This is a genomic window from Campylobacter sp. GB48 (assembly GCF_049221845.1).
Taxonomy (GTDB): domain Bacteria; phylum Campylobacterota; class Campylobacteria; order Campylobacterales; family Campylobacteraceae; genus Campylobacter_D; species Campylobacter_D lari_C.
In genome coordinates this window covers 53,097-78,476 of the sequence record NZ_JBMJAR010000007.1, presented here as the reverse complement: position 1 = coordinate 78,476, position 25,380 = coordinate 53,097, and the positions used below count along the sequence as shown (strand labels likewise).

Annotated in this window: 27 protein-coding genes and 6 tRNA genes; 10 read left to right on the top strand and 23 right to left on the bottom strand. The window is 30.5% G+C overall.

Translation table 11 applies throughout. The features are described 5' to 3' along the window. Positions 1–292: 292 nt before the first annotated feature. From ACOTVC_RS05420 to tig, 17 genes are all read right to left on the bottom strand, one after another. Positions 293–880 (bottom strand): hypothetical protein, encoded by a 588-nt coding sequence (locus tag ACOTVC_RS05420; protein WP_421627902.1) that lies wholly within the window; start codon positions 878–880, stop codon positions 293–295. Next, complete coding sequence (locus ACOTVC_RS05415; RefSeq protein WP_214099472.1) at positions 877–1,122, bottom strand: hypothetical protein; 246 nt, start codon at positions 1,120–1,122, stop codon at positions 877–879. Before ACOTVC_RS05415 ends, ACOTVC_RS05420 begins: the two co-directional genes overlap by 4 nt. A gap of 102 nt (positions 1,123–1,224) precedes the next feature. Continuing rightward, a tRNA-Leu gene (locus tag ACOTVC_RS05410) sits at positions 1,225–1,309 on the bottom strand. A 5-nt stretch (positions 1,310–1,314) separates the two neighbouring features. After that, positions 1,315–1,391, bottom strand: a tRNA-Arg gene (locus ACOTVC_RS05405). Positions 1,392–1,418: 27 nt separating this feature from the next. Next, positions 1,419–1,495 (bottom strand) — tRNA-Arg (locus ACOTVC_RS05400). A 3-nt stretch (positions 1,496–1,498) separates the two neighbouring features. After that, positions 1,499–1,575 (bottom strand) — tRNA-His (locus ACOTVC_RS05395). 12 nt (positions 1,576–1,587) lie between these two features. Next, positions 1,588–1,665 (bottom strand) — tRNA-Pro (locus ACOTVC_RS05390). A gap of 86 nt (positions 1,666–1,751) precedes the next feature. Beyond that, positions 1,752–2,474: a TerC family protein gene (locus ACOTVC_RS05385; RefSeq protein ID WP_039642409.1), complete on the bottom strand. Its 723-nt coding sequence runs from the start codon at positions 2,472–2,474 to the stop codon at positions 1,752–1,754. Between the two features lie 41 nt (positions 2,475–2,515). Further along, positions 2,516–3,088 carry a phosphoribosylglycinamide formyltransferase gene (gene purN, locus ACOTVC_RS05380; RefSeq protein ID WP_087690222.1) on the bottom strand — a complete coding sequence of 191 codons (573 nt, stop codon included), beginning with the start codon at positions 3,086–3,088 and terminating at the stop codon, positions 2,516–2,518. After that, positions 3,079–4,425, bottom strand: coding sequence for an NAD(P)H-hydrate dehydratase (locus tag ACOTVC_RS05375; RefSeq protein ID WP_214099471.1), 1,347 nt, complete (start codon positions 4,423–4,425; stop codon positions 3,079–3,081). Before ACOTVC_RS05375 ends, purN begins: the two co-directional genes overlap by 10 nt. Next, positions 4,409–5,749, bottom strand: a complete 1,341-nt coding sequence (rmuC, locus tag ACOTVC_RS05370; RefSeq protein ID WP_214115931.1) for a DNA recombination protein RmuC — start codon at positions 5,747–5,749, stop codon at positions 4,409–4,411. The genes ACOTVC_RS05375 and rmuC overlap by 17 nt, the downstream gene beginning before the upstream one ends. Positions 5,750–5,751: 2 nt before the next feature. Next, positions 5,752–6,441 (bottom strand): NYN domain-containing protein, encoded by a 690-nt coding sequence (locus tag ACOTVC_RS05365; protein ID WP_039619378.1) that lies wholly within the window; start codon positions 6,439–6,441, stop codon positions 5,752–5,754. Between the two features lie 8 nt (positions 6,442–6,449). After that, positions 6,450–7,958, bottom strand: a complete 1,509-nt coding sequence (locus tag ACOTVC_RS05360) for a YifB family Mg chelatase-like AAA ATPase (protein WP_214099469.1) — start codon at positions 7,956–7,958, stop codon at positions 6,450–6,452. Continuing rightward, positions 7,955–8,479, bottom strand: coding sequence for a peptide deformylase (gene def / locus ACOTVC_RS05355; protein WP_214099468.1), 525 nt, complete (start codon positions 8,477–8,479; stop codon positions 7,955–7,957). The genes ACOTVC_RS05360 and def overlap by 4 nt, the downstream gene beginning before the upstream one ends. Then, positions 8,476–9,516 (bottom strand): GGDEF domain-containing protein, encoded by a 1,041-nt coding sequence (locus ACOTVC_RS05350; protein ID WP_214099467.1) that lies wholly within the window; start codon positions 9,514–9,516, stop codon positions 8,476–8,478. The genes def and ACOTVC_RS05350 overlap by 4 nt, the downstream gene beginning before the upstream one ends. Before the next feature lie 14 nt (positions 9,517–9,530). Then, positions 9,531–10,121 (bottom strand): ATP-dependent Clp endopeptidase proteolytic subunit ClpP, encoded by a 591-nt coding sequence (gene clpP / locus ACOTVC_RS05345; protein ID WP_087699173.1) that lies wholly within the window; start codon positions 10,119–10,121, stop codon positions 9,531–9,533. Continuing rightward, positions 10,121–11,440, bottom strand: coding sequence for a trigger factor (gene tig / locus ACOTVC_RS05340; RefSeq protein ID WP_421627897.1), 1,320 nt, complete (start codon positions 11,438–11,440; stop codon positions 10,121–10,123). The genes clpP and tig overlap by 1 nt, the downstream gene beginning before the upstream one ends. 110 nt (positions 11,441–11,550) lie before the next feature. On the opposite strand from tig, the gene folE reads away from it, so the two are divergent. From folE to ACOTVC_RS05290, 10 genes are all read left to right on the top strand, one after another. Next, positions 11,551–12,123 carry a GTP cyclohydrolase I FolE gene (gene folE / locus ACOTVC_RS05335; RefSeq protein WP_214115927.1) on the top strand — a complete coding sequence of 191 codons (573 nt, stop codon included), beginning with the start codon at positions 11,551–11,553 and terminating at the stop codon, positions 12,121–12,123. Further along, positions 12,123–13,433 carry a flagellar protein export ATPase FliI gene (gene fliI / locus ACOTVC_RS05330; RefSeq protein ID WP_039619391.1) on the top strand — a complete coding sequence of 437 codons (1,311 nt, stop codon included), beginning with the start codon at positions 12,123–12,125 and terminating at the stop codon, positions 13,431–13,433. Before folE ends, fliI begins: the two co-directional genes overlap by 1 nt. 53 nt (positions 13,434–13,486) lie before the next feature. Beyond that, the gene (locus ACOTVC_RS05325) at positions 13,487–13,975 is read left to right on the top strand and encodes a hypothetical protein (protein WP_214115926.1); all 489 of its coding nucleotides are present in this window, start codon (positions 13,487–13,489) and stop codon (positions 13,973–13,975) included. A 53-nt stretch (positions 13,976–14,028) separates the two neighbouring features. Further along, positions 14,029–14,208: a putative motility protein gene (locus tag ACOTVC_RS05320; protein WP_039619394.1), complete on the top strand. Its 180-nt coding sequence runs from the start codon at positions 14,029–14,031 to the stop codon at positions 14,206–14,208. Positions 14,209–14,283: 75 nt separating this feature from the next. Beyond that, entirely contained in the window at positions 14,284–15,429 is a 1,146-nt protein-coding gene (locus ACOTVC_RS05315; protein ID WP_421627904.1) for a hypothetical protein, read from the top strand. Between the two features lie 127 nt (positions 15,430–15,556). Then, complete coding sequence (locus tag ACOTVC_RS05310) at positions 15,557–16,735, top strand: NifS family cysteine desulfurase (protein ID WP_421627893.1); 1,179 nt, start codon at positions 15,557–15,559, stop codon at positions 16,733–16,735. Between the two features lie 10 nt (positions 16,736–16,745). After that, positions 16,746–17,717 carry an iron-sulfur cluster assembly scaffold protein gene (locus tag ACOTVC_RS05305; RefSeq protein WP_087685319.1) on the top strand — a complete coding sequence of 324 codons (972 nt, stop codon included), beginning with the start codon at positions 16,746–16,748 and terminating at the stop codon, positions 17,715–17,717. A gap of 84 nt (positions 17,718–17,801) precedes the next feature. Further along, positions 17,802–18,962: a Na+/H+ antiporter NhaA gene (nhaA, locus tag ACOTVC_RS05300; RefSeq protein WP_214115924.1), complete on the top strand. Its 1,161-nt coding sequence runs from the start codon at positions 17,802–17,804 to the stop codon at positions 18,960–18,962. Continuing rightward, positions 18,959–20,113 carry a Na+/H+ antiporter NhaA gene (gene nhaA / locus ACOTVC_RS05295; protein WP_214115922.1) on the top strand — a complete coding sequence of 385 codons (1,155 nt, stop codon included), beginning with the start codon at positions 18,959–18,961 and terminating at the stop codon, positions 20,111–20,113. Before nhaA (ACOTVC_RS05300) ends, nhaA (ACOTVC_RS05295) begins: the two co-directional genes overlap by 4 nt. Before the next feature lie 54 nt (positions 20,114–20,167). After that, positions 20,168–20,242: transfer RNA gene (locus ACOTVC_RS05290), tRNA-Glu, on the top strand. Positions 20,243–20,437: 195 nt separating this feature from the next. On the opposite strand, the gene ACOTVC_RS05285 is transcribed toward ACOTVC_RS05290, so the two are convergent. The 6 genes from ACOTVC_RS05285 to ACOTVC_RS05260 are packed head-to-tail and all read right to left on the bottom strand — an operon-like array spanning position 20,438 to position 25,342. After that, positions 20,438–21,064 carry a trimeric intracellular cation channel family protein gene (locus ACOTVC_RS05285; RefSeq protein ID WP_039629140.1) on the bottom strand — a complete coding sequence of 209 codons (627 nt, stop codon included), beginning with the start codon at positions 21,062–21,064 and terminating at the stop codon, positions 20,438–20,440. A gap of 34 nt (positions 21,065–21,098) precedes the next feature. Next, positions 21,099–22,142 carry a Cj0069 family protein gene (locus tag ACOTVC_RS05280; protein ID WP_087685316.1) on the bottom strand — a complete coding sequence of 348 codons (1,044 nt, stop codon included), beginning with the start codon at positions 22,140–22,142 and terminating at the stop codon, positions 21,099–21,101. Between the two features lie 54 nt (positions 22,143–22,196). Beyond that, entirely contained in the window at positions 22,197–23,285 is a 1,089-nt protein-coding gene (gene aroC / locus ACOTVC_RS05275) for a chorismate synthase (RefSeq protein ID WP_214115920.1), read from the bottom strand. Further along, a complete protein-coding gene (gene rnc / locus ACOTVC_RS05270) occupies positions 23,282–23,950 on the bottom strand; it encodes a ribonuclease III (protein ID WP_039619409.1) in 669 nt (222 codons plus the stop codon). The genes aroC and rnc overlap by 4 nt, the downstream gene beginning before the upstream one ends. Continuing rightward, positions 23,943–24,383 (bottom strand): ribonuclease HI, encoded by a 441-nt coding sequence (rnhA, locus tag ACOTVC_RS05265; RefSeq protein WP_214115918.1) that lies wholly within the window; start codon positions 24,381–24,383, stop codon positions 23,943–23,945. The genes rnc and rnhA overlap by 8 nt, the downstream gene beginning before the upstream one ends. After that, positions 24,380–25,342, bottom strand: a complete 963-nt coding sequence (locus ACOTVC_RS05260; RefSeq protein ID WP_039642424.1) for a hypothetical protein — start codon at positions 25,340–25,342, stop codon at positions 24,380–24,382. Before ACOTVC_RS05260 ends, rnhA begins: the two co-directional genes overlap by 4 nt. Between the last annotated feature and the right edge of the window lie 38 nt (positions 25,343–25,380).

The following is a 25,380-nucleotide window of genomic DNA, read 5'->3' as shown; positions in this document are numbered from 1 at the left end:
AAGACAAAAAGTCTTAGCTTTTTAAAACCCTTTCGTTAAAAAAGGAAATGAAATTATATCAATAAAAGCTTAAAGTTTTATTAAATAGATTAGACATGTGGGAATTTGTTTTAGGGGTGGAATGAATGTAGAATAATATAGAATAGGAGATATAAGAGGATAAAAAACTCCAAAATTTAGCATGGATTTTAAATTTTTGCATAAAACATATTTAACTATAAAGTTAAAACGCTTGTTTTGCCAAAATAATATATGGTTTTAACCAAATAGTTCCATAGCGTCTTTATATGCACTAACTAACGAAGATAAAGTAACAAAACCACCGATAATTAAAAAAATCATTTCGATTTTTTCTTTTATTCTCTTTTATTTTTTCCTTTTTATCTTCTTCTTGATTTTGTTCAATATGTAAAATATCAACAAGATTTTCTATCTGGATTTTAAGTTCTTGATGTTGCTCTAAAATATTATAATATTGAAATATAATTTTCCATATTGCATGTTTTTGTTGATAGTTATAGTGCACTGGATTACTAAAAAAATACTTTAGATTAAAAACATAAAAATCTTTTTTAATATCAATAACATCATGATAATTTTCTTTATCTATAATACCTGAAGTCAAATTCAAATAATGCTCCATTTTTTCACGATAAGCCAAAGAAAGTGCAAACATAATCATTGTATCGTTAAATTTACTTTCACAATTATTAAATTTAGCCTGAAGTAAAAAGCCTTTTTCTGAAAACACAACTTTAATATCTGGATTATCATAACAATTTGATTTATCTATTTTTAATGTAGAACTACCTCTTGATAGTTGCGATATTTTACCATCATTCATATTTTCATCAGTATATGCAACTATATAATCTATCACACTTTTTTAAATTGATAATACTCTTGACTTACCGAGACTCCATCTTTTATATATATAATACATATATCAAAAATTTTATATATTAATATTGTATCTTTGGCATACTTTTGTTCTTCTATATTGGTATAAATTTCTAAATTTTGAGCCAAAAAGGTATGAAAAAAATCTTTTGTTCTTGTATCTTTTTTAAATTTATCCTTGCAAAAATTTTCGATAATTTTAACTTGATATATATTTACCATAGTATCTTCATAATTTTGTAATAATATAAATTTAATTTTTTATTATAAATACGATTAAGATGAATTGTAAAACTTTAAATGCTTAAAAGGATTTTAAAGTAGTGGTGCGGATGAAAGGACTTGAACCTTCACGCATTGCTGCACCAGATCCTAAGTCTGGCGTGTCTGCCAATTTCACCACATCCGCAAAAGTGGTACGCTCAAGAGGATTCGAACCTCTGACCTACGGCTTAGAAGGCCGTTGCTCTATCCAGCTGAGCTATGAGCGCATAAAAATAAAAGTAACAATGGGCTTATGGTGCGCCCGATAGGAATCGAACCCATAACCTACAGATCCGAAGTCTGTCGCTCTATCCAGTTGAGCTACGAGCGCTGATGGGGTGAGTGATGGGAATCGAACCCACGACCCTCAGGACCACAATCTGATGCTCTAACCGACTGAGCTACACTCACCATTTATAAAAATGGTCGGGGTGAAAGGATTCGAACCTTCGGCCCCTTGGTCCCAAACCAAGTGCGCTAACCAGACTGCGCTACACCCCGATGTACAAAAATAAAGCGTTATTTTACATAAAAAAATATTAAAAGTCAAGATAAAAAAATATTTAGCATAAAAAATGCTAAATATTTTAAGAATTATCTGTTTGTTTTTTTTGTGAAATGATATTTAAAATTTCTACTATCAAAGAAAAAGCCATAGCTGTATAAATATATGCTTTATCTATATGGATATCAAAACTTTCGCACACTAAAACAAAACCTATCATTACTAAAAATGCCAAAGCCAAGATTTTAATACTTGGATATTTTTCTACAAAATCTGCAATTGGTTTAGAGGCAAAAAGCATAACTAAAACTGCAATAATCACAGCAATAATCATAATCTCTATATCTTGAGCAATGCCCACAGCGGTAATAACACTATCAAGAGAAAATACTATGTCTATCACAGCTATTTCAGCAACTACAACCCAAAGCTTATTACTAATTTTTATATTGCTTTGACTTTCCTCTTGGTGCATTATACTTTCTTTAATTTCCTTAATAGACTTAACTATTAAAAACAGCCCTCCAAGCAAAAGCACCAAATCCCTACCTGAAATTTCATTGCCTAATATACTAAATAAAGGTGTGACAAGTTTCATTACCCAAAACAAAGACAATAACAATAAAATTCTAGTAATCATCGCAAAAGCAAGACCTAAAATCCTACCCTTATCTCTATGCTCTGGTGGTAATTTAGAAACTAAAATCGCTAGAAAAATGATATTATCAATACCTAGTACAATCTCCAAAGCTGTAAGAGTAACCAATACCACCCAAGCATCTACACTAAAAATCCATTCAAACATTTACTTTCCTTAAACAAAAGTGTAATTATAATGATGAAAAATTAATCATTTTCAAAAATTTTTACAATGGTTTCAGGTAAAAGTGCATGTTCAAGCTCGTGAATTTTCGCTTCAAACTCTTCAAAGCTTAGTTTAGCTTTTTCAAATGCCTTTTGTGCAATGATTTTACCACCATCAAGCTCTTCATTAACCCAATGCACACTAATGCCTGCTACTTTCATATCACTTTCATAGCTTTCTTTGATAGCATGAGCACCTTTGAATAAAGGAAGCAAAGAAGGATGAAGGTTAATAGCTTTTATATTTTGAGTGAAAACAGGACTTAAAATTCGCATAAATCCTCCTAAGATGGTCAAATCTGCTTGACTTTCTTTTATAATTTTTACTAATTCTGCGTCAAATTCTTCTCTTGAAGTAAATTTTTCATGTTCTATGATTTTAGTATCAAGGTTATATTTTAAAGCTCTTTGTATACCATAAGCTTCTTTTTTATTACACACACACAAAACCACTTCAAAGGTATTTTTACCAAAAGTTTTTTTATGTAATTTTTCTAAAATATTTTCCAAATTGCTTCCATTACCACTAAATAAAACTGCTAATTTTATAAGCATTTGAACCCCTTTATTAATTTTAAAGCATCAAAACTAATTTTATTTTTCTTATAATTTTTAGCCACCAAAGCATGAGCTAATACTGCATTTTTTGCAGCTTCTAAAGCATTAAATTTAGCTCCAAGTAAAGCTGCTATCATACCACTTAACACGTCTCCACTTCCACCTTTTGCTAAAGCTTCATTGCCACAATTTACTACAAAAAGTTTTTCTTTTTGAGTGATGATAGGATTAGTCCCTTTTAATACCAAAACACATTGAAATTTAGAGCTAAATTTTCTTGCATAAAAAAAGCGATTGTTTTGAATTTCTTCTACACTTACATCCTCATTAAAACAAAGTTTTAAAAGCATGGAAAATTCTTTAGGATGAGGGGTTAAAACAACATCTTCTCTATTAAGATAAGAAAGTAAATTTTCACTTTGAAAGCAATTTGCATCTAAGACCAAAGGAATGTTTTTTAATCTTTCATCTTTTAAAATACTTAAATCATCAAGTCCCATACCTATAGCAGCTGCATTTATTTTGCCTTCAATATCATCTTTTAGCATAATCAAAGGCGAAAAGCTTTCTTTAGCCACTAAAGATACAAGCCCCGCTCCAAACTCTAAAGCACCAAGTCCAGCTAAAGTACCCGCGCTTTTATTGGCAAAAATATAAACATGGCCAAAATCACCTTTATTTGAGTTAGCCTTTTTTGTAACGAGTTTCAAATCTTTTTTTTCTAGTAAAAAACTTGAAGTATTTTGTATATAGAGTTTTAACCCCAAATTTGCAATTTTAATTTTGCCTACAAATTCTTTTGCAAAATCTTCTAATAAAATTTCTTTAATCACTCCCATGCAAAGAGTGTAATCAGCCTTAAAACATAGTTCTTGTCCAAGCCCGCTAGGAATATCACAAGCTATTTTTAAAGCCTTACTTTTAGCAATTTTTTTAAAAATTCTTTGTAAATTTTCATCTAAAGCTTTATTTAAACCACTTCCAAAAACACAATCAACTATGATGTCAAAATCTTTAAATTTAGGTTCTTTTTTTAAAAAATTAAAACCTATATTTTTTAAAATTTGCTCTTGCTTGATAAACATTGTACTTTTTTTATATGGCATAACATAAGCAAAAGCTTTTTTTAAATGCCTTATAGCCACAAGTCCATCAGCTCCATTTCCACCAGCACCAAGTAAGAATAAAATTTTAGCATTTTTTATGTTTTTACTTTTTTTCTTAATCAAATTTGCAAGCTCTATACCTGCATTTTCCATCATTAAAAACTCATCCAAGCCTTTTTCAACAAGCTCTTTTTCATAAGAAACATTATCTTTAAATACTGCTTTCATCGCTCATCTCACATTTTATAAGCTTTTGGGTTTTAGCGCCTAGCTCTTTAAGCTTTATCACTCTTGAAGCGATATTTCCACTTCCATGAGTAAGCTTTGTTTGCATATTATCTACATTTGAGTTTAATCTTTTGATATTTTCTTTGATTTTTTCAAAATCATCTAAAACACCTGCAAATTTATCATGAAATTTGCCAAGCTCATCAAAAGCTTTTAGGATATTTTCATTACTTTGTATATTTTTCCATGAAATATTTATCGTATTTAGTGCCATAAAAAGAGTGTTTGGTGTGGTTAAATAAACCTTTTTTTTATAAGCGTATTGATAAATTTCAAGATCTACATTTAAAATCAAATCTAAGATATTTTGATAAGGTATAAAAAGCAAAACAAATTCATAAGTGTGTTTATCATACTGCATATAAGGCTTTTTGGCTAACTCATCAATCCTTGATTTTAGATTATAAGCTAAATCAAGGCAAGTGTTTTGATTAACATCTTCAAAAGCAAAATCACTTGGCAAAGAAAATTTTGCATCTATGATTATACTTTTTTGTTTATCTAAAAACACAATCGCATCAGGAATATAGGTTTTACCCTCATCTTGAAATCTCTCTTGCAATTTATACTGCACGCCCTCTACTAAGCCACTATTTTCTAAAACTGATTTTAGTTGCAATTCTGCAAAATTACCACGAATTTTTTTATCACCCTTTAAAATTTTAGCTAGCTTATCTGCATTTTCTGTCATATTTTGGCTAAATTTAAACATATTATCAATATGAGTTTTAAGACTAATTTCATTTGAATTTAGTCTTTCATTGTATTCTTTAACACTTTCTTTCACAGGCAAGAAAATTTCTTCTAAGATTTTTTTTGTATCTTCATTAAGCATAAGTTTGTTTTGGCTTAAAATATTAGCATTTTGTTTTTGTAAATTTTGTTCTAATTCTTGTTTTAATTCTACCAAACCTTGCTTGTATTTTTCTTCTAGTTTTATTAAGGTTTGGGCATATTCTTCTTTTAAGTTCGCACGCTCTTTTAAATGTATATTTAAAAGTTCTTGCTGAGTTTGTTCTTTTTGAGCTAATTTTGCTTCTAAAGCTTCATTTTTAGATAAATATAATATTTTTTCATCTAAAAGTTTGGAATTTTTTTCCATAAGTGTAGTTTTTTCAAGCTCTAAATTAGCAAGTTGATTTTGCAAAGCTATGTTACTTTGGTTTAAAAACTCCAACTTTACTTTTTCTTTTTGGCTTTTAAACACATACCATATAAAAGCTAAAATTACAACAACTAAAAAGGCTATCAAGGTATTTTCCATTTTTAAGCCTTTGTTTTTTCAATAAGAAAATAAATATTTTTTTCATTACCTTCTTTAAATTGTTTCATTTGTGGTAAAAACTCTTTTACTAAAGCTCTAAAATTTTTAAAACCAAAATTTTGAGGGATAAAATTTGCATGTTTTCTATTCATATTAGTGCGAATTTGAGCATATTCAGCACGACCTTTTTCTTCTATTAAGGCTTCTGTGATATTGATTAAATCTTTGATATATTCTTTAGTGCTTAATATTTTTTCTTTAGATTCATCTTGATCTAAATAAAAAAATTCACTAAAAGAATTCACATAAGATTTTACAGCTTGTTTTAAACCCATACCTATAACTTGCTTTTTGCCCTCTTTGAGCCTTTGGATTAAACTAGTATAATCACTATCACTTGAGACAATGACAAAAATATCAATATCTTTTTCATAAAAAAAACTCATAATCTCAGTGATTAAGTACATATCACTTGAGTTTTTATTAGCTATAAAATTAAATTGTTGCATAGCGATGATAGAATATTGTGCGATTTGTTCTTTCCAATTTTGTATATTTTTTTGTGTCCAATCTCCATAAATTCGTTTTATAACAATTTCTCCATAATCAGAAGCGATATCAAAAATTGATTTTGCATATTTTGAAGGAATATTTTCTGCATCAATAAAGATCGCCACGCTTTTGTTATCCATTTTTTCTCCTATGTAGTTCTCATTCTAAAACTTAATGCTTTTAAAATATGAGTTTTTAAGATCAACTCACTTTGCTCTAAATCTGCAATGGTTCTTGCTACTTTTATGGTTTTATTTACCCCTCTTTGAGAAAGATTATATGAATTTATAGCCTTTTGTAAAATTTCATTCGCAGTAGAATCTAAAATACAAAATTGTTTCAGCTGTTCATCATTTAATTTAGCATTAAATTCTTCTTGCTTTCTTTGCTTTTGAAATAAAAATCCTTTAAAAACCATTTCACTCATCTGTTCAGAGCTTAAGCTTGTTTTATCTTCATGTGAAATCTCATCCATAGCTACATAAAGATCAATTCTGTCTAAAATAGGAGATGAAATTTTATTTTTATATTTTTTAATTTCCATCTCTTGGCAACGACATACAAGACTTTTAGAAAATAAATTTCCACAAGGGCAAGGATTTTGCGCACAAGCAAATAAAAATTTAGTCTCATAAATCACTTTGGTATTAACTCTTGAAATAAGAATTTTAAAATCCTCTAGCGGCTCTCTCAAACTTTCTATGATTTGTTTTGAAAAATGAGGAAACTCATCAAAAAACAAAACTCCTCCATTTGCAAGTGCTATTTCTCCTATCTTGGCATTTTTAGTTCCTCCGCCAAAAATACTAGCCCTAGTACTTGTATGATGAGGACTTCTAAAAACCCTACTAGCACTAAAATCATCATCTAAAGAATTTAATGACTTATAGGCATTTTGAGCTAAAATTTCTTTCAAACTTTGTGGTGGCATGATGAAAGGAAGTCTTTTAGCGCACATACTTTTACCACTACCTGGACTACCTTCAAATAAAATATTATGCATACCCAAAGCTGCTATTATACAAGCAAATTTAGCATTTTCTTGACCCTTAACTTCTTTAAAATCATAAGGGTAAATGGTATTTTTTATATATTTTTGGTTATTAATTTCTATGGCATTTTCGAATAAAGGGTGAGCATTGTTTATATGATAATTCTCATAATTTTTTTCTTTAAAAAAGTCCATAGCTTGAGCTAAATTTTCCAAAGCATAAATTGTTAAATTAGGTATCATCGAAGCTTTTTGCGCTATGGCTTTTGGTACTACTACTTTGGCATTTTGTACTTTTGCACTTAAAAAAAGCAAGATAGAAAATAAACTAGCAGTACTTTTAATACTTCCATCTAAACCAAGTTCCCCAAAAACAAAAAAATCATCTAAATTTTCTTTTTGAAATAAAATCAAAATAGCAATAGCCAAATCAAAATGAGAGCCATTTTTAGGGATATCTGATGGACTGAGATTAATAGTGATTTTTTGTGCTGGAAAATTGAAATTTTGACTTAATAAAGTCGCCTTAACCCTTTCTGTGCTTTCTTTGATGGTAGAATTTGCAAGACCTACTATACTAAAACCTGGCAAACCTCTTGTGAAAGTTGATTCTACATCGATAATATCAAGCTCTGTAGAAAAACTTGCACATTTTAGTTTTTTCATTTGTTCTTTTTGGATTTTTTCTTAAAGTTTTTATCAAATTTTTGGCGTTTTAAAAAAGAAAGTTTTTCTATAAATAAATGTCCATCAAGATGATCAACTTCATGTTGAATAGCCACTGCTAAAAAATCATGCGCCTGTAAACTTTGTGGCTTGCCAAATCTATCTTGATAATCAAGTTGTATATTTTTATAACGCATTACATCTTCATAAAAACCTGGTATGCTTAAACAACCCTCATTGCAAGAAATTTTTTCATCATCTAAAGGTGTTATAATGGGATTAATAATTTCTAAAAGAGTTTGCTTATCTTCTTTTTGCTCACCTTCTTCATCACCAATATCTACAAGCAAAGCTCTAATTGGCACATCAACTTGAATAGCAGCCAAACCTACGCCCTTATTGGCTATCATTGTTTCATACATATCATCTAAAAGTATATGTAAATCTTTATCAAAATTTTCTACTTTTTTTGACTCTAAAAATAATCTTGGATTAGGATAGGTAATTATCTTTCTTATCATTTTTCTTTTTCCACTATTATAAAGGGTTCTAAATTTTTTCCTGAATCTTTTAAAGCTTCAATGCATTTTTCTATCAATTCTTCACTCTTGCTATCTTGATTAACAGCGCTTATAGCCACTTCAACATCTACATCTATTTCTTTATCTGCTAGGAAAAAATTTGAATTTTCTAAAGATTCTAATATTTTATTGCATATTTCTTGTGCTTTTTCTAAATTTGTATGAGAAATCATCATAGCAAAAATATTGTTTCCACAATGAGCTACAATATCGCTTGAAGAGACATTTTTACTAAAAATTCTACACACGCTTTTTAAGAAAGCATTTTTTTCTTTTTGAGTATAAGTTTGCTCAAGAATTTCTTCTTTTACTCTAAAAAATATTAAGGAAGTATGGTAATTATATTTTGCATTACTTTCAATACTTTTTTCTAAATTTTCTAAAAAATATTTTTTATTATAAACTCCAAATTTAGAGTCAAAATCACTTTGCTCTTCTATATGTTTATAAGTTTGCCTAACTTCATCAAAATTTTCTTTAATCTCATCTGAGTATTTATCTAAAATACTAGAAAACCTTGAAAGATCTGCCTCAAGAGCGTGAATTACATTAGATACTGCTAAATTGCCTGTGCTAATTGCAAGTTCTGAATTACGTCTTCTTAGCATATCTTTAACTGTTTCAAGATGCCTATAAATCATAGCAATGTATTGCAATAATGCCGAAGTAGAACTAAAACTTTTTTTGATTTCTTGCTCTATATTTGCACGTTTGATACCATCATCATTTTGCTCAAATTCCATAATCTCACTAACTTTTTTCTTAAAAGCTACCGGACGTTCTTCAAGCATTTTTTGAAAATAAACTCCGTAATTAGTTGGCGTTGGAGGTATATTGTCTTTTACAAGCTCAGTCAAAATAGACTTTGCAAATTTTTCAAATTCGCCTCCACTAATTTTTTGAATTTTTGGAGCTTCTTTGGCTGGAGTTGGATCACTACTTAAATTTAAATCAGCAAACAAATCATCATCTAACATTGCTATGTTTTTCCTTATTTAAAACTTTTTTCCAAAACCTTATCGATTAAGCCATATTCTTTAGCCTCTACTGCACTCATAAAAAAGTCTCTATCAGTGTCTTTTTCTATTTTAGAGAGTTTTTGTTTGGTGTTTTTAGCCAAAATATCATTTAAAATCGCTTTTAATCTTAGAATTTCTTTTGCTTGAATTTCTATATCAGTTGCTTGTCCTCTTGCTCCACCTAGTGGCTGATGGATCATAATTCTTGAATTTGGTAAAGCAAATCTTTTCCCTGGAGCACCACAACTAAGCAAAAATGCACCCATTGAAGCAGCTTGACCAATACAAATAGTACTTACGTCAGCTTTAATATAATTCATCGTATCATAAATACTAAATCCACTGGTTACAACCCCACCTGGTGAGTTAATGTAAAGATAAATATCTTTTTGAGGATCTTCAGCCTCTAAAAACAAAAGTTGAGCTACAATAGAAGCAGCAAGATCATCATTGATCTCGCCACTTAGCATGATAATTCTATCTTTTAAAAGTCTTGAGTAAATATCATAACTTCTTTCGCCTCTGCTTGTTTTTTCAACCACATAAGGTATGTATGAGCTCATTATTTTTCACTTTCTTTTTCAGTTTTCTTTTTGTCATTTTTTTTGAAAATATCAGCAAAAAGTTTTTCTTCAATTAAAGACATTTTAATGGCAGGCAATGCACCTTGTTTTTTGTAATTGTCCAAATGTTCTTGCGGGTTAAAGCCATATCTATAAGCTTCAAAATAAATCGCTTGGATTAATTCTTGATCGCTTACTGTAACATTTCTAAGTTTTGCTAGCTCATCTATAATGAAAGTTAATTTTACGCTTTTTTGTGCATCTTCTTTGAAACTTTCTCTTTTTTCTTTATATTTAGCCTCATCTTTAAATTCTTTTAATTCTTCTTCGCTTAAAGTTCTCAAAGAGCTTCTAAATTGCATATCTGTTTCTTGCTCTACTATATTTCTTGGTAAAACAAAGTCAAACTTAGCTACCAAAGCTTCTGCAAATTGATTTTTAAGCTCATCATTGATAAGTTTAAAGATTTTTTCATTTTTTAGTTGTTCTTTTAATTTTGCATCTAATTTTTCAACACTTGGTTCTTTTTCTTCAGGCAACAAGCTTTTTAAAAGCTCTTCATTTAACTCAGGTAATTTAAGTTCTTGAATTTCATGAATTTTTACTTTAAATACCGCATCTTTTCCTGCTAAATGCGCTGCGCCATATTCTTTTGGAAAAGTTACATTAATATCTTTTTCCTTACCTGCTTTTAAACCAATCATACCTTCTTCAAATCCTGGTATGAATTGTTTTGAACCAATTTCTAAAACATAATTTTGAGCTTTTCCACCATCAAAAGCTTTACCATCAATAAAACCTTCAAAATCAAATTTAGCAAAATCGCCTTCTTTTAAAGCTCTTGCTTCTTTAATCGCTTCAGGAGTAGCAAATCTTTTTAACAATTCTTCTTTTTTTGCATCAATTTCTTTTTGAGTTACTTTTGGTGTATTATAAGTTGGAATTAGTTCTTCATATCCATCTAATTTTACTTCTGGTCTAAAAGATAATACCATTTGAGCCTCAATAGCACCATCTTTTCTATCAAATTTTTCAAAATATGGCTCACCTACTAAATCTTTAGCCTCTCTTTTAACTTCTTTTAAAGCACCATCTACAGCATTTCTTAAAAGATCTTGCTCCGCATCTCTTGTAAGCTCTTTTTCATATCTTTTAAGTATAGCAGCAACAGGAACCTTTCCTGCTCTAAAACCATCCATTTTCATAGTTTTAGATGCTTTTTTAGCTAATTTTTCAACTTCTGCTTTAATAGCTCCTTGAGCAATTTTCACAGTAGCATTTGCATTTGCAAAATCAATTAGTTTTGCTGTAACTTCCATAATATTTTCCCTTTTCTAAATAAAATTTTTTGATAATATACCAAAATTTTCCTTATCACTTTATATAAAAATAAAAATATGTTAAAATTTTAATTTTTGATGGAGAAAAAATGCAAGAAAAATTTGAACAATCAGTAAAAAATATGTTAGAAATTATCGGGGAAAATCCACAAAGAGAAGGACTTTTAAAAACCCCTACAAGAGTTTTTAAGGCTTTTGAATTTTTAAATAGTGGCTATAAACAAGATCCAAAACAAATACTAAATGATGCCTTATTTGAAAGCTCAAACAATGAAATGGTTTTAGTAAGAGATATAGAATTTTATAGTCTTTGTGAACATCATATTTTGCCTTTTTTTGGGCGCGTGCATGTTGCGTATATACCAGATAAAAAAGTCGTAGGACTTAGTAAAATTCCACGCCTTGTAGAAGTTTTTGCAAGACGCTTACAAATTCAAGAACAACTCACAGAGCAAATCGCAGAAGCACTAATGAAACATGTAGGTGCAAAAGGCGTTGGGGTGGTTATTGAAGCAAGACATATGTGTGTTGAAATGCGTGGGGTACAAAAGGCAAATTCTACTACTAGCACTTCAGCATTAAGAGGTAGCTTTTTAAAAAGTGAAAAAACAAGAAAAGAATTTTTTACCTTAATTAACTCAGCAAAACAGGTTAGATTTTAATGGGTTTAGAAAAACTTCGCAGCAAAATTGCTTCACAAAATCTTGCTAGTGTTTTTGGACAAATAACTAAAATTTCAAGCACTAGTATAGAAATAAATGGCTTAAAAACTAGCATAGGTGATATTATTAAAATAGTTTCTAGTGAAGATGAGAGCAAAGAAGCTATGGCTATGGTGGTAGAAGTAGATGAGAATTTAAGCTATTTGAGTCCTTTTGGTTTTGTGGAAGGTTTTAAAATAGGCGATCGTGCTTTTATTAATGATGCGGGTATGCAAATAGGTGTTAGTGATGAACTTTTAGGAAGAGTAGTTGATCCTTTTATGCGACCAAAAGATGGTAAAGGGCCTATTGAGGCAAGTAAATTTATGCCTATTATGCGTGCACCTATTGATGCGATGAAACGAGGTTTAATAGAGGAAGTTTTTCCAGTAGGTGTTAAAACAATAGATGCGCTTTTAACTTGCGGGGTAGGACAAAAGCTTGGGATTTTTGCAGGAAGCGGGGTAGGAAAATCAACCCTTATGGGTATGATAGTAAAAAATTCCAAAGCTCCTATTAAAGTGATAGCTTTAATCGGGGAACGTGGTAGAGAAATTCCTGAGTTTATACAAAAAAATCTTGGTGGTAAACTTGATGATACTGTCATAATCGTTGCAACAAGCGATGATAGCGCGCTGATGAGAAAATACGGAGCATTTTGCGCTATGAGTGTGGCAGAGTATTTTAAAGAACAAGGCAAAGATGTGTTATTTATCATGGATAGCGTAACGCGTTTTGCTATGGCTCAAAGAGAAATAGGCCTAGCTCTAGGTGAGCCTCCTACAACAAAAGGTTACCCACCAAGTGTTTTAAGTCTTTTACCTCAGCTTATGGAACGCGCAGGAAAAGAAGAAGGCAAAGGAACCATAACAGCATTTTTTACCGTTTTAGTTGATGGAGATGATATGAGTGATCCAATAGCTGATCAAAGCAGATCAATACTTGATGGACATATAGTACTTAGTCGGGAACTCACTGACTTTGGAATTTATCCACCTATAAATATACAAAATTCAGCCTCGAGGGTTATGGGGGATATTATTAGTGATGAACACAAACTAGCTGCTAGAAAATTTAAGCGTTTAAATTCTTTGCTTAAAGAAAATGAGGTTTTGCTTAGAATTGGTGCTTATCAAAAAGGCACTGATAAAGAACTCGATCAAGCCATTGCTAAAAAAGACTTTATGCAACAATTTCTAAGTCAAAATCCCGAAGAAAGTTTTGAATTTGAAGATACGATTAATATGCTTAAGATGATTGATATGCAATAATTGGAATGATTTTTGCTTTTTTATGATAAAAAGTCATGAAAAAAGGATGGATCATGTCAAATGTAGCATTTTTAGATCATCAACAAAACCTAGGTTTAAAATATACTGATATTTGTCAAAATATTTTTGAAAGAGAAATCTTTACACATATGTTTTTAGAGTGTGTAAGCTTTGTTTTACTAGAAGATAAAGCTAAGTTAAAATACTTAAAGATTATTAATTCAAAAGAAGAATTTATCGTTGAGTTTAAAATCAACAATCAAAAAAAATCTTTTATTATTAATGATAAAAAAAGCTTGAATGCAGAATTTAGTGCAAAAAGAATGACTCAAGATGAGTATGAAAGAGAAATAGCTAGAATTTATCAAATAGAAAGATATTTAAAAACGCAAAGTAATCTTCAAAATTTTTCTAGCGAGATTAGCGCTACCATGAAAAATCTTTTTAAAGATATGGATGAGTTTAAAAGCTATATCGATATGCTTGAAGCAAAAGAAAACACTCACAATCACTACTTATCAAAAATTTATAATATAGCTTAATATTAACCAAACTTTGCCGATAATATTACTAATCCAAACAAAAGGAGTATGTTATGGGCGAAGTTACTAACAATCAAGCAAGTTTAATGCTTAACATTGCAACTACTATGATGAAAAAAACCATAGAAGCCAATGAAAATGCAGTAATGCAAGTACTTGAAGGCGTAAATGCAAACCCTGCTCCAACTACTACTCCTAGTACTAGTTCAGGATTGCTTGACATTTACGCTTAATTTTTCTCTTCGATTCAAAATTTTGGCATAGCTTTTGCTTTTTAAAGCTAAGCAATATTTTTGAAGAGAAGAGTTATGTTTGTAAATTCTAATGTTAATCCGTATCAGAATTTTGCAAATTATCCTTTTGCAAAAACTGGACACGCAGAAGAAAAAAAAGAAAATACCAATATCAAAAGTGATTTACTTGATATAAAAGGTTCTAATTTAGATTATAAAGTAACTTATGCAAGTGAATTTGGTTTTAGAATCAATGAGCAAGGTTTTTTTGAAAAAGATCTTAATAAAACAGCTGCTTTACCTCTTGATTATGATATTAATATAAAAAGTATAAGAGAAATTTCAAAACAACTTATAAAGCTTGATGAAAATTTAAACTATAACAAAATAGACTTGCCAAGACTTTTAAACACTTATCACAATACACTAAAAACTATAAATCCACAGTTTCAAAACAATGACAATGATTTTTTAAGTAAAACACAAATTTCTGAGTTAAATCAAGGTTATAGCTATACTTATGAAGGAAAAATTTTAAAAGTTTATGAAAATGCTAAAAGTTTACAAAATGCAAAAGAAACAAATAAAAATTTAAACACCTTAATGCTTGATAATAAAATAGGAGATTTTGCATTCAATGCAAGCATTGAAAACACAGCTAGCAATCCTATTATCAAACCTTATTTAAACCGTCAAGGCGCAGTTTCTAAAAGTGGATTATTGCTTAATTATATTTATCATGATTTAAAAGAACAAAATCATCAAAAGGCTAATTTCTTTTTATCTCCTATTGAGTTAGATATATCTTCTAATGTAAATTTTCAAAAACTCATGAGAGGTCAAATGAGTATACAAGATTATCTAAGTGAAAGCAATAAAGAGAAAATGAGTTTTGATTTGTACTTGCATATTAATGGGGTAGATAAAAACAACACTTCAGAAGATAAGCTTTCAGTTTTCTTTCAACAATACATCAACTATCAACACAGTATCAACATGCAAGAATTTGCAAATTCAAGCTCTATTTATAGTCTTTATAGCGAGCAAATTAGTAAAGATTTTGAAGCTTTAAAAAAAGAGTTCAATCAAAATGATTCTAATATCGATCTTGAAAAAATAAACACCCAAAAAGAACTTTTAGATACTCAATTTTTAAAAAATCGCAAAAGACAAGCAAGTATTAATAAAATTTTACACTCTTATTTAAATGCTATGGCTTAAACTTGTGCTAAAATAATAACAAAAATTTTTGCACAAGTTAAAAACTTACTTGATTTAATATTAAATTTAATATTTTAGTGTATATTAACAAAAAAGATAAAAATTATCCTAATTAAAGGAGTATAATTTGAGAGTATATTTAGATAACAATGCAACAACACAACTTGCACCAGAAGCTTACGAGCTTATGAAACCTTTTTTAAAAGAACATTATGGCAATCCAAACAGCCTTCATCAATGGGGTGGTGCAACCCATCCTGCTTTAAAAGAAGCTATGGATAAACTTTATACAGGACTTGGAGCAAGCGATTTAGATGATATCATTATCACTTCCTGTGCCACAGAAAGTATTAATTGGGTATTAAAAGGTGTGTATTTTGATAGAATTTTAAATAGCGATAGAAATGAAGTAATTATTTCTAGTGTAGAACATCCTGCAGTAGCAGCTAGTGCTATGTTTTTAAAATCTTTAGGAGTAAAAGTCATAGAACTTGGCGTTGATCATGAGGGTGTTTCTAGTGTAAAAGATTTAAAAGAAGCTATTTCAGATAAAACTGCCCTAGTAAGCATTATGTGGGCAAATAATGAAACTGGTATGATTTTTCCTATAGAAGAAATGGCTCAGATTGCTCATGAATATGGAGCATTATTTCATACTGATGCAACTCAAGCTGTTGGGAAAATCAAGGTTAATTTTGCAAAAGCTGGAGTTGATTTTGCTTCATTTTCTGCACATAAATTCCATGGTCCAAAAGGCGTAGGTGGACTTTATATTAAAAAAGATATAGAATTAACTCCACTTTTACATGGTGGTGAGCATATGGGTGGTAGAAGAAGCGGAACTTTAAATGTACCATATATTATAGCAATGGCAGAAGCTTTAAGAATTGCAAATACTATGCTTGATTTTGAAAACTCACACATTAGAAGATTAAGAGACAAATTAGAAGATTTAATTTTAGCTATGCCTGATACAAGTGTAGTTGGAGATAGATCAAGAAGGGTTCCTAATACCATCTTAGCAAGCATTAAAGGCGTAGAAGGCGAGGCTATGCTTTGGGATTTAAACAAAAATGGTATAGCAGCAAGCACTGGTTCAGCCTGTGCTAGCGAAGCACTTGAGAGTAATCCTATCATGGAAGCAATTGGTGCTGAAAATGATTTAGCTCATACTGCCCTAAGACTTTCTTTATCAAGATTTAACACAGAAGATGAAATTGATTATGCAGCAGAGCAAATAAAAAAAGCAACGCAAAGACTTAGAGCAATCTCAAGTACTTATGCATATAAGCCTGAAAATATTTAAAGGACAAAAAATGGCAAAGAATAATTTAATTGGCGGATCAATTTGGGATGAGTATTCTCAAAAAGTACAAGATAGAATGAATAACCCTCAACATATGGGTGAATTCACACAAGAAGATGCACAAAAAGCAAATGCAAAACTTATTGTTGCAGATTTTGGAGCTGAAAGCTGTGGTGATGCGGTTAGGCTTTATTGGTTAGTAGATGAAAAAACTGATAAAATCATTGATGCTAAATTTAAAAGCTTTGGCTGTGGTACAGCAATAGCAAGTAGTGATACTATGGTTGATCTTTGTATAGGTAAAACCGTAGATGAGGCTGTAAAAATTACAAATTTAGATGTTGAATTTGCTATGAGAGATAACCCTGAAACTCCTGCAGTTCCACCGCAAAAAATGCACTGTTCAGTTATGGCTTACGATGTTATCAAACAAGCTGCGGCACATTATAAAGGTGTTAATCCTGAAGACTTTGAAGATCAAATCATAGTTTGTGAATGTGCTAGGGTAAGCCTTGGAACCATCAAAGAAGTAATCAAACTAAATGATTTACATACAGTAGAAGAAATCACGCAATTTACCAAAGCAGGTGCTTTTTGTAAATCTTGTGTTAAACCTGGAGGACATGAGAAAAAAGATTATTATCTTGTAGATATTTTAGCTGAAACTAGGGCTGAAATGGAAAGAGAAAAGCTAAAAGATCAAAGTAAAACCGATATTGCTTTTGATGATATGACCATGGTTAAACAACTAAAAGCAGTAGAGGCTGTTTTAGATAGCGATGTGCGTCCAATGCTACATGGAGATGGCGGGGACTTAGAAGTAATTGATATTCAAAAAAGTGATAATAAAAACATAGATATTTACATACGCTACCTTGGTGCTTGCAGTGGCTGTTCAAGCGGAAGTGGCGCGACCTTATATGCTATAGAAAATATTCTACAAGAAGAACTTAGTCCAAATATACGCGTTATACCTGTTTAAGCAGTTTTTCTGCTTAAACTTTTAAATTTAAAGCCTTTTTATGCTAAAATAACATATTAATAAAAAATTAAAAAGGCTATTTATATGCAAAGACTTCAAACCTTTGTTAAAAGCGAAACTTTTCCTGGTGTTTTGCTTATATTTTTTACCGTACTTGCACTCATTTTACAAAATAGTTCTTTAACGGATCAATATACCAACTTTTTAAATATTCCTTTTGGATTTCAAGCAGGAAGTTTAGAAATTTTTAAACCTTTGCTTTTGTGGATTAATGATGGTCTTATTGCAATTTTTTTCTTCGCCATAGGACTTGAATTAAAATATGAAATAACAAGAGGTCAGCTCAACAGCATAAAAGCTATGTCTTTACCTGTATTTGCTGCACTTGGTGGTATGATAGTACCTGCTTTAATTTTTGCATTTTTTAATTATAAAGATCCTTTTGCTTTACAAGGCTGGGCTATACCAACTGCTACTGATGTGGCCTTTGCAGTTGGAATTTTAATGCTTTTAGGTAAAAAAGTACCTACTTCTTTAAAATTATTCTTACTTTCTTTGGCTATTTTTGATGATTTGGGCGCAATTATTGTAATTGCTTTATTTTATACAAGTGAGCTTTCAGTTTTTGCTATGATTGCTGCTTTGGTGTGTATTTTAGCACTTTATTTACTAAATCATTTCCACGTTACCAAAAAATCTTTTTATATCATCATAGCTATAGTATTTTGGATAAGCATGTTAAAAAGTGGGGTGCATGCAACTTTAGCAGGCGTGATTACTGCTTTATTTATACCACTTCAAACAAAAAGTGGTGAGTCTTTTTTAAAAGAAATAGAACATGACTTAGCGCCTTGGGTGAGTTATTTTATCTTGCCTATTTTTGCTTTTGCGAATGCGGGAGTTGATTTAAAAGATATGGATCCAAGTTTTATGTTTTCTTCGGTTAGCTTAGGTATTATTTTAGGATTGTTTTTAGGAAAACAAATTGGGGTATTTTTATTTTCATATATTAGTATAAAACTAGGGCTAGCAAAACTTCCACAAAATGTTAATTTCAAACAACTTTACGGGGTTTGTATACTCACAGGCATAGGTTTTACTATGAGCTTTTTTATAGATGGCTTAGCTTATCAAAATAGTGATATTTTTGCATATTCTGATAAATTAGCTATTTTAGTAGCTTCGTTATTAAGTGCCATAGTTGGGTATGTTTATTTAAAATTTATTTATAGCTTTAAAAAATGAAACTAAAACAATTCCAAAACTTTTTATCGCTTGAAATTTTAGGAGGATTGTTGCTTTTATTAGCAACAATCTTTGCCTTGCTACTTAAAAATAGTCCTTATGGGCAACACTATATGGACTTTTTAAGTGTAGAAATAGGTGTAAAGGTAGGTACTTGGGAACTTTTTAAGCCTTCTTTATTATGGATTAACGATGGTCTTATTGCAATCTTTTTCTTCGCCATAGGACTTGAATTAAAAAAAGAATTTGTTCAAGGGGAATTTAAAACTCTTAGCAATATTACCCTACCCTTAATGGCCGCTATAGGTGGTATAGTTGTACCTGCTTTAATATTTTGTGCTATCAATTTTAACGATGCTTATGTTTTAAAAGGCTGGGCTATACCTACTGCAACTGATACTGCATTTGCTCTAGTTATACTTGCAATGCTAAAACAACGTATACCAAGTTCTTTAAAAATATTCTTAGTATCTTTAGCGATTTTTGATGATGTAGGAGCTATTTTAATCATTGCTATTTTTTACACAGGAGAGCTTTCCACTTTAGCTTTTTTTGTTGCCTTTTGCTGTATTGTAGGTTTATTTTTACTTAATCGTTTGGGTAATGAAAGGAAATCATTTTATTATATACTCGGCGCATTACTTTGGCTTAGTGTATTAAAAAGTGGAGTACATGCAACTTTAGCAGGTATCATTACGGCTTTATTTATACCTGTAAATACAAAAAACAACCATGGCTTATTAGAAGAAATTGAACATGGTTTAAAATTTTGGATAGCTTTTATAATACTACCACTTTTTGCTTTTGCGAACGCAGGGGTTGATCTTTCAAAAATTGAAGCACATATGTTATTTAGTGGTGTAAGCGTAGGAATTTTCTTAGGCTTATTTGTTGGTAAACAACTAGGTGTATTTGGTTTTGCTTATATGGCAATTAAACTAAAACTTGCGAAATTACCAAAAGATGCAAATCTTAAACAACTCTATGGGGTTTGTATACTTACAGGCATAGGTTTTACTATGAGCTTTTTTATAGACGCTCTTGCTTATGAGGTAAGCGATATATTTAATTTTGTGGATAATTTTGCTATTTTACTAGCTTCCTTAGCTTCTGGTGTGTTTGGTTATTTTTATCTACGTTTTGTAAAATAATTAAGCTTTTTTTAAATTAAATAAGATATAATTTCATTTCTTATTTAATGCTTTGGCCCATTCGTCTAGCGGTTAGGACATCGCCCTTTCACGGCGGTAACACGAGTTCGAGTCTCGTATGGGTCACCACTTTTAACTTCTAATTACAAAAATATTTATAAATAACAATTTTCCATAACTAAGCTTGATTTGTAATCAATACATCAAATAAATATTTTAAAAGCAAAAAATATAAATAAATTTACCTACTGATAAGCTTGTAAGATTTTATGAAAATACTATGGATAATAAGGCTTATCCTTTAAGAGTTTATAAGATAGAATTTTAACTTTCTTTATTTTCTCCATCTTTAAAAGAAAATATAGGCAAACTTAAACCATAATATATCGCTAAAAGCCTTGCTATAGTTCCTACAATCAATGAGGCAAGAATTACCCATAACTCATCTACACCCAAAATATACAGTATATAATACAAAGCCCCTGTTAATATAGCAACACCTGCATAAATTTCTTTTTGAAATACAAGTGGTATCCTAGCGCATAGTATATCTCTTAAAATCCCACCAAACACACCAGTAATCACAGCTGAACTCACAGCCACTATAAAACCATACCCCATTTGTATTGCAATTTGTGCACCTAAAACACTAAAAACAACCAAACCTATAGCATCTAAAATCAAAAAAAGTTTTTCAAGCCTTATAACATATTTAGCAATTTTTGTTGTAATCATAGCTGCAACACAAATTAAAATCACATATTCAGGAGTTTTAATCCAAGTTAGCGGATGATGATCAAGTAAAATATCTCTAATCGAACCTCCGCCAATAGCTGTTACCAAAGCTATAAATATCACTCCAAAAAGATCCATTTTATGCCTTCCTGCAGCAATAGCTCCTGTCATCGCATCAACAGTAATTCCGATAATATAAAGTATAGTTAAAAGCATAATGAGTTTTTAAAAACCCTTGTTAAAACAAGGGTTAATTTTTACTTACGATATCAATGATATTTTGAGCTACTTTTTTAGCAATAGGCTCAACAAATTCAGCAGGAGAGGTAAATCCTACGCAAGAGCAGTTAATCTCACCTAAAACATATTTATCTTTACCATTTTCATCTGTATCTAAAATAAAATCAGCAGTCCAAATCAAAGGAATATCATAATTTCCAAGTTTTGAACGAATTTCAGGTAAGGTTGCTAAAAACCAATCAACCAATCCTTGCCAATCTTTTGGCTCATCATATCTATATTTTGCACCTGAAAAAAGTGTAGCAGAGAATGCATCAGCACCTTCTGCAGGCTTTTTATGCACTACATAAATTGGAGTATGATAAAGCATTAAAATTCTAATTTCACCTTCTTTAATACGCGGTAAGAAAGTCATATCTACAAGCATACCATTATCACCTATAATGTATTGCTCACAAAAGTCCATAAACTCACCAAGTTCTCTTTCTTCTGTGTGATTATCTTTTGCTTCTGTGCATTTGATTTTTGCATTTAATGGCACGCTCACAGCTCCTGCTGGTAGCTCATCCATCAATCTTACACGCCAAATTCCCTCACCTGTTGAGCCACGATTTTGTTTTAAAACCCTCTCACCCTTTGCTAAAGTTTTTGGAAAACTTTCTTTAAAAGTTTTGATATCATAATACGCATAAGTATCTTCAGGTACTAAAGCTGTTTTATTAAGCTTAGTAAGCGCATCTTTAGCGCCATATCCTATCATCGCATCAGGATGAGGCATACCTATAACACCATTTGCGCAAAGTTTTCTAAGCATATCAAAATACTCATTTTCTTCTTTTAAATTTCCTGGGTTGATTCTAGAAACATAAGCATCGGCATTGTTTTTTACATATTCATAAATTTCATCTTTTTTCTCTACTTCAAAAAAGATAACCTCAGCATTCCAACCTTGTTCTTTTAAGGCATTTACCATAGGCATAGTATCTTTTCTATGACCATCCTCACCTTTATCGCTACCACCTCTAACTTCAAAAAACACAATATTTTTTTTCATATTTCTCCCTTTTTAAAGATATTTTATCATCATATCTAAATAAGTATTAAATTTTTATTTATTTTTTACATAAACTCGTTGTAAATTTTGCAAATTTGAACTTGCATTTAAAAGCAAAGCATCAGCCATGCAAATTGCCACCATAGCATTTACTACAACACTACCCCTTATACCCACACAAGGATCATGTCTACCTTGTAACTCGTGTATAATATTTTCTCCTTGAATATTTTGTGTTTGTTGGGGTAAAAATATAGAGGGCGTTGGTTTAAAATATGTTTTTATATCGATAAAGTCCCCATTAGAAATTCCACCTAAGATCCCACCGCTATGATTGCTTAAAAACACCCCATCTTTTAACTCATCATTATTTTCGCTTCCATACATATAGCTACTTTGAATGCCACTTCCTATTTCTATAGCTTTAACCGCATTGACTCCCATAATTGCATGAGCAAGTTTAGAATCAAGCTTATCATACAAAGGCTCACCTAAGCCTATGATAGGATTTTTTACTCTAGTAAAAACTCTAGCACCTATGCTGTTTTTAGCTTTTTTAGCTTTTAAAATTTCATCTTTAAAACTTTGCTCTAAATTTTTATCTAAAGCATAAACTTCACTATTTTTAGCATAATCAAAATCAAACTCATCATTACTAAGTTTGCTATCAATACTTCCTACTCCAAAAACTCCACTCATTATCTCTATGTCAAATTCTTTTAAAAGCATTTGTGCCACAGCTCCTGCTGCTACTCTTGCTACACTTTCTCTAGCACTAGCTCTTCCACCACCTCTATAATCTCTAATGCCATATTTGTGATAATAAGTAAAATCAGCATGTGCGGGACGAAATACATCTTTTTCATAATCCTTCGAACGTGTATTTTCATTATACACCAAAACACTTATAGGAGTTCCTGTTGTATAACCTTCAAAAACTCCACTTAAAACTTGAGCCTTATCTTCTTCTTTTCTAGGAGTGCTAAATTTATTTTGACCTGGTTTTCTTTTATCTAGCATTTCTTGCAAAAAATCAAAATCAAATTTAACCCCTGCTGGCATACCATCTATCACACAACCTATAGCTTGACCATGAGATTCACCAAGGCTTGTAAATTTAAATCTTATTCCAAAGCTATTCATAGTTTTCCTAATTTTTCAAGTGCGATTTTAGCACATTGTTGCTGGGCTTCTTTTTTGCTACCTGCTGTAGATCTTGCTACTTCTATGCCTTGAATTTTCACTGCAATTTCAAATTGCTTTTTATGATCAGGTCCAAAAGCCTTTACTACAATATACTCAGGAGTTCCCGCCATATTTGCTTGCGTGATTTCTTGTAATCTTGTTTTATAGTCTTTAAATAAACTTTGTGTGTCAATATGCGGATAAACTTCATTAAGTAAATTTAATGCTATATTTTTAGTTTTTTCAAAACCTATTTCTAAATACAAAGCTCCCATTAGTGCTTCAAAAGCATCAGAAAGTATGGAAGGTTTATTGCGTCCATCGTTATTTTCTTCTGCAATAGACATAAAAATACATGCTCCAAGATCAAGTTTTTGTGCTAAAGTTGCAAAAGATTTTTCATTCACCAAAGCTGCTCTAAGTTTAGAAAGGTTTCCTTCTGAGTCTTTTTGAAATTTAAAAAACAAAAACTCCCCTACTACTAAATCCATTACAGCATCACCCAAAAACTCTAATCTTTCATTATTATAAGGCTTTTTGTAGCTTTTATGCGTCAAAGCTTCGATGAGTAATTGCTCATTTTTAAAATGATAATTTAGTCTTTCTTGGAGTTTTTTAAGCATTTATTGCCCTTTCTTCTTGGAGTTTTAAGGCTGCATTTCTTGCTAGCTCATCACAACGCTCATTTAATTCATGGCCATTGTGTGCTTTGATCCAAAAAGCAGTTATTTTATGATCTTTAGCTACTTTTAAATACTCTTTCCAAAGATCAATATTTTTTTTACCCTTAAAATCTTTTTTTACCCAACCTTCAAGCCATTCATTAATACTTTGTACCATTAAATTTGAATCTGTATATAATTTTACCTCACATGGTTCTTTTAAAGCTTTTAAAGCCTCTATAATAGCCATTAACTCCATGCGGTTATTTGTTGTATTCTCACACGCCCCACTTTGTTCTTTTTGATGATTTTTATAAGTTAAAACATAAGCCCACCCTCCAAAACCAGGGTTGTTTAAACAAGAACCGTCGGTATAAATTTCAATATTTTTCAAGCTTTTACCTCATAATAAATCTCGCATTTTCCAAATTCATAACAAAATGGACAATGATAAAAAAACAAAGGACTTTGATTTTTACAATTATTACACACATAAGTAAAGCTAAGATTTGCACTTAGCTTATTATCATTTAAAATTTTTAAAATTTTTAGTTTATGATTTTTGATAAGAATAGCTTTTGTGCTTAAATTTTTTGCATAAAAAAACTCATGATATTTTTCATCTTCAAGATTAAGCGGACTTTTGCATTCATTAAGCAAATCAACGACATTTTCAAATTGAGGCATTTGGGTAAGTTTATCTTTATAATGTAAAAAACAAAGTCTTAAAATATACTCATTATCCTTGCTTAAAGCTAAAATTTTTTTTAGTTTTTGCTCTTGCTCTTTAAAACTTGCTTGAATTTTCAAAGCTTTTATCAAAGCTTTTTCTGCATATATATTTTCTCCTAGCTCAAACAAACATTCTAAAACATCCAAAACCTTATCATAATCTTTGAGTTTTAAATAAACAATTTTTAAAAGTTTTAAGCTTTCTTTATTACGTGCTTTGATTTTTAAAGCATTTAATAAAGCTTCTACGCTACGCTCTAAAAATCCTGCTTTTAAATATACTTGTGCTAGTGAAAAAAAGATAAATTCTTTTTGGCTTGCTTCATTTGCTTTTTGCAAAGCTATGAGATAAATCCCCACAGCTTTTTCAAATTCACCACTTTTGGTAAAAATTTGAGCTAAGAAGTTTAAATTTTCTATGCTTAAATTAGCATTTTTTAAAATTTGTTGGTGTGTAGAATTAATTTCAAATTTTTTTACAAAACGATCAAGTTTGCTTTTTTGATCTTTATTTGCAAAAATACGCCATATATAATGCGAACTGGCTATGATAAAAACCAAAGCAGTCAAAACAATAAGACCAAATAAAGGATCGCGGTATTCTACAAAGAAAAAATCCATAACCTTGCAACTTAATTTTCAAATTTATAACAATTATA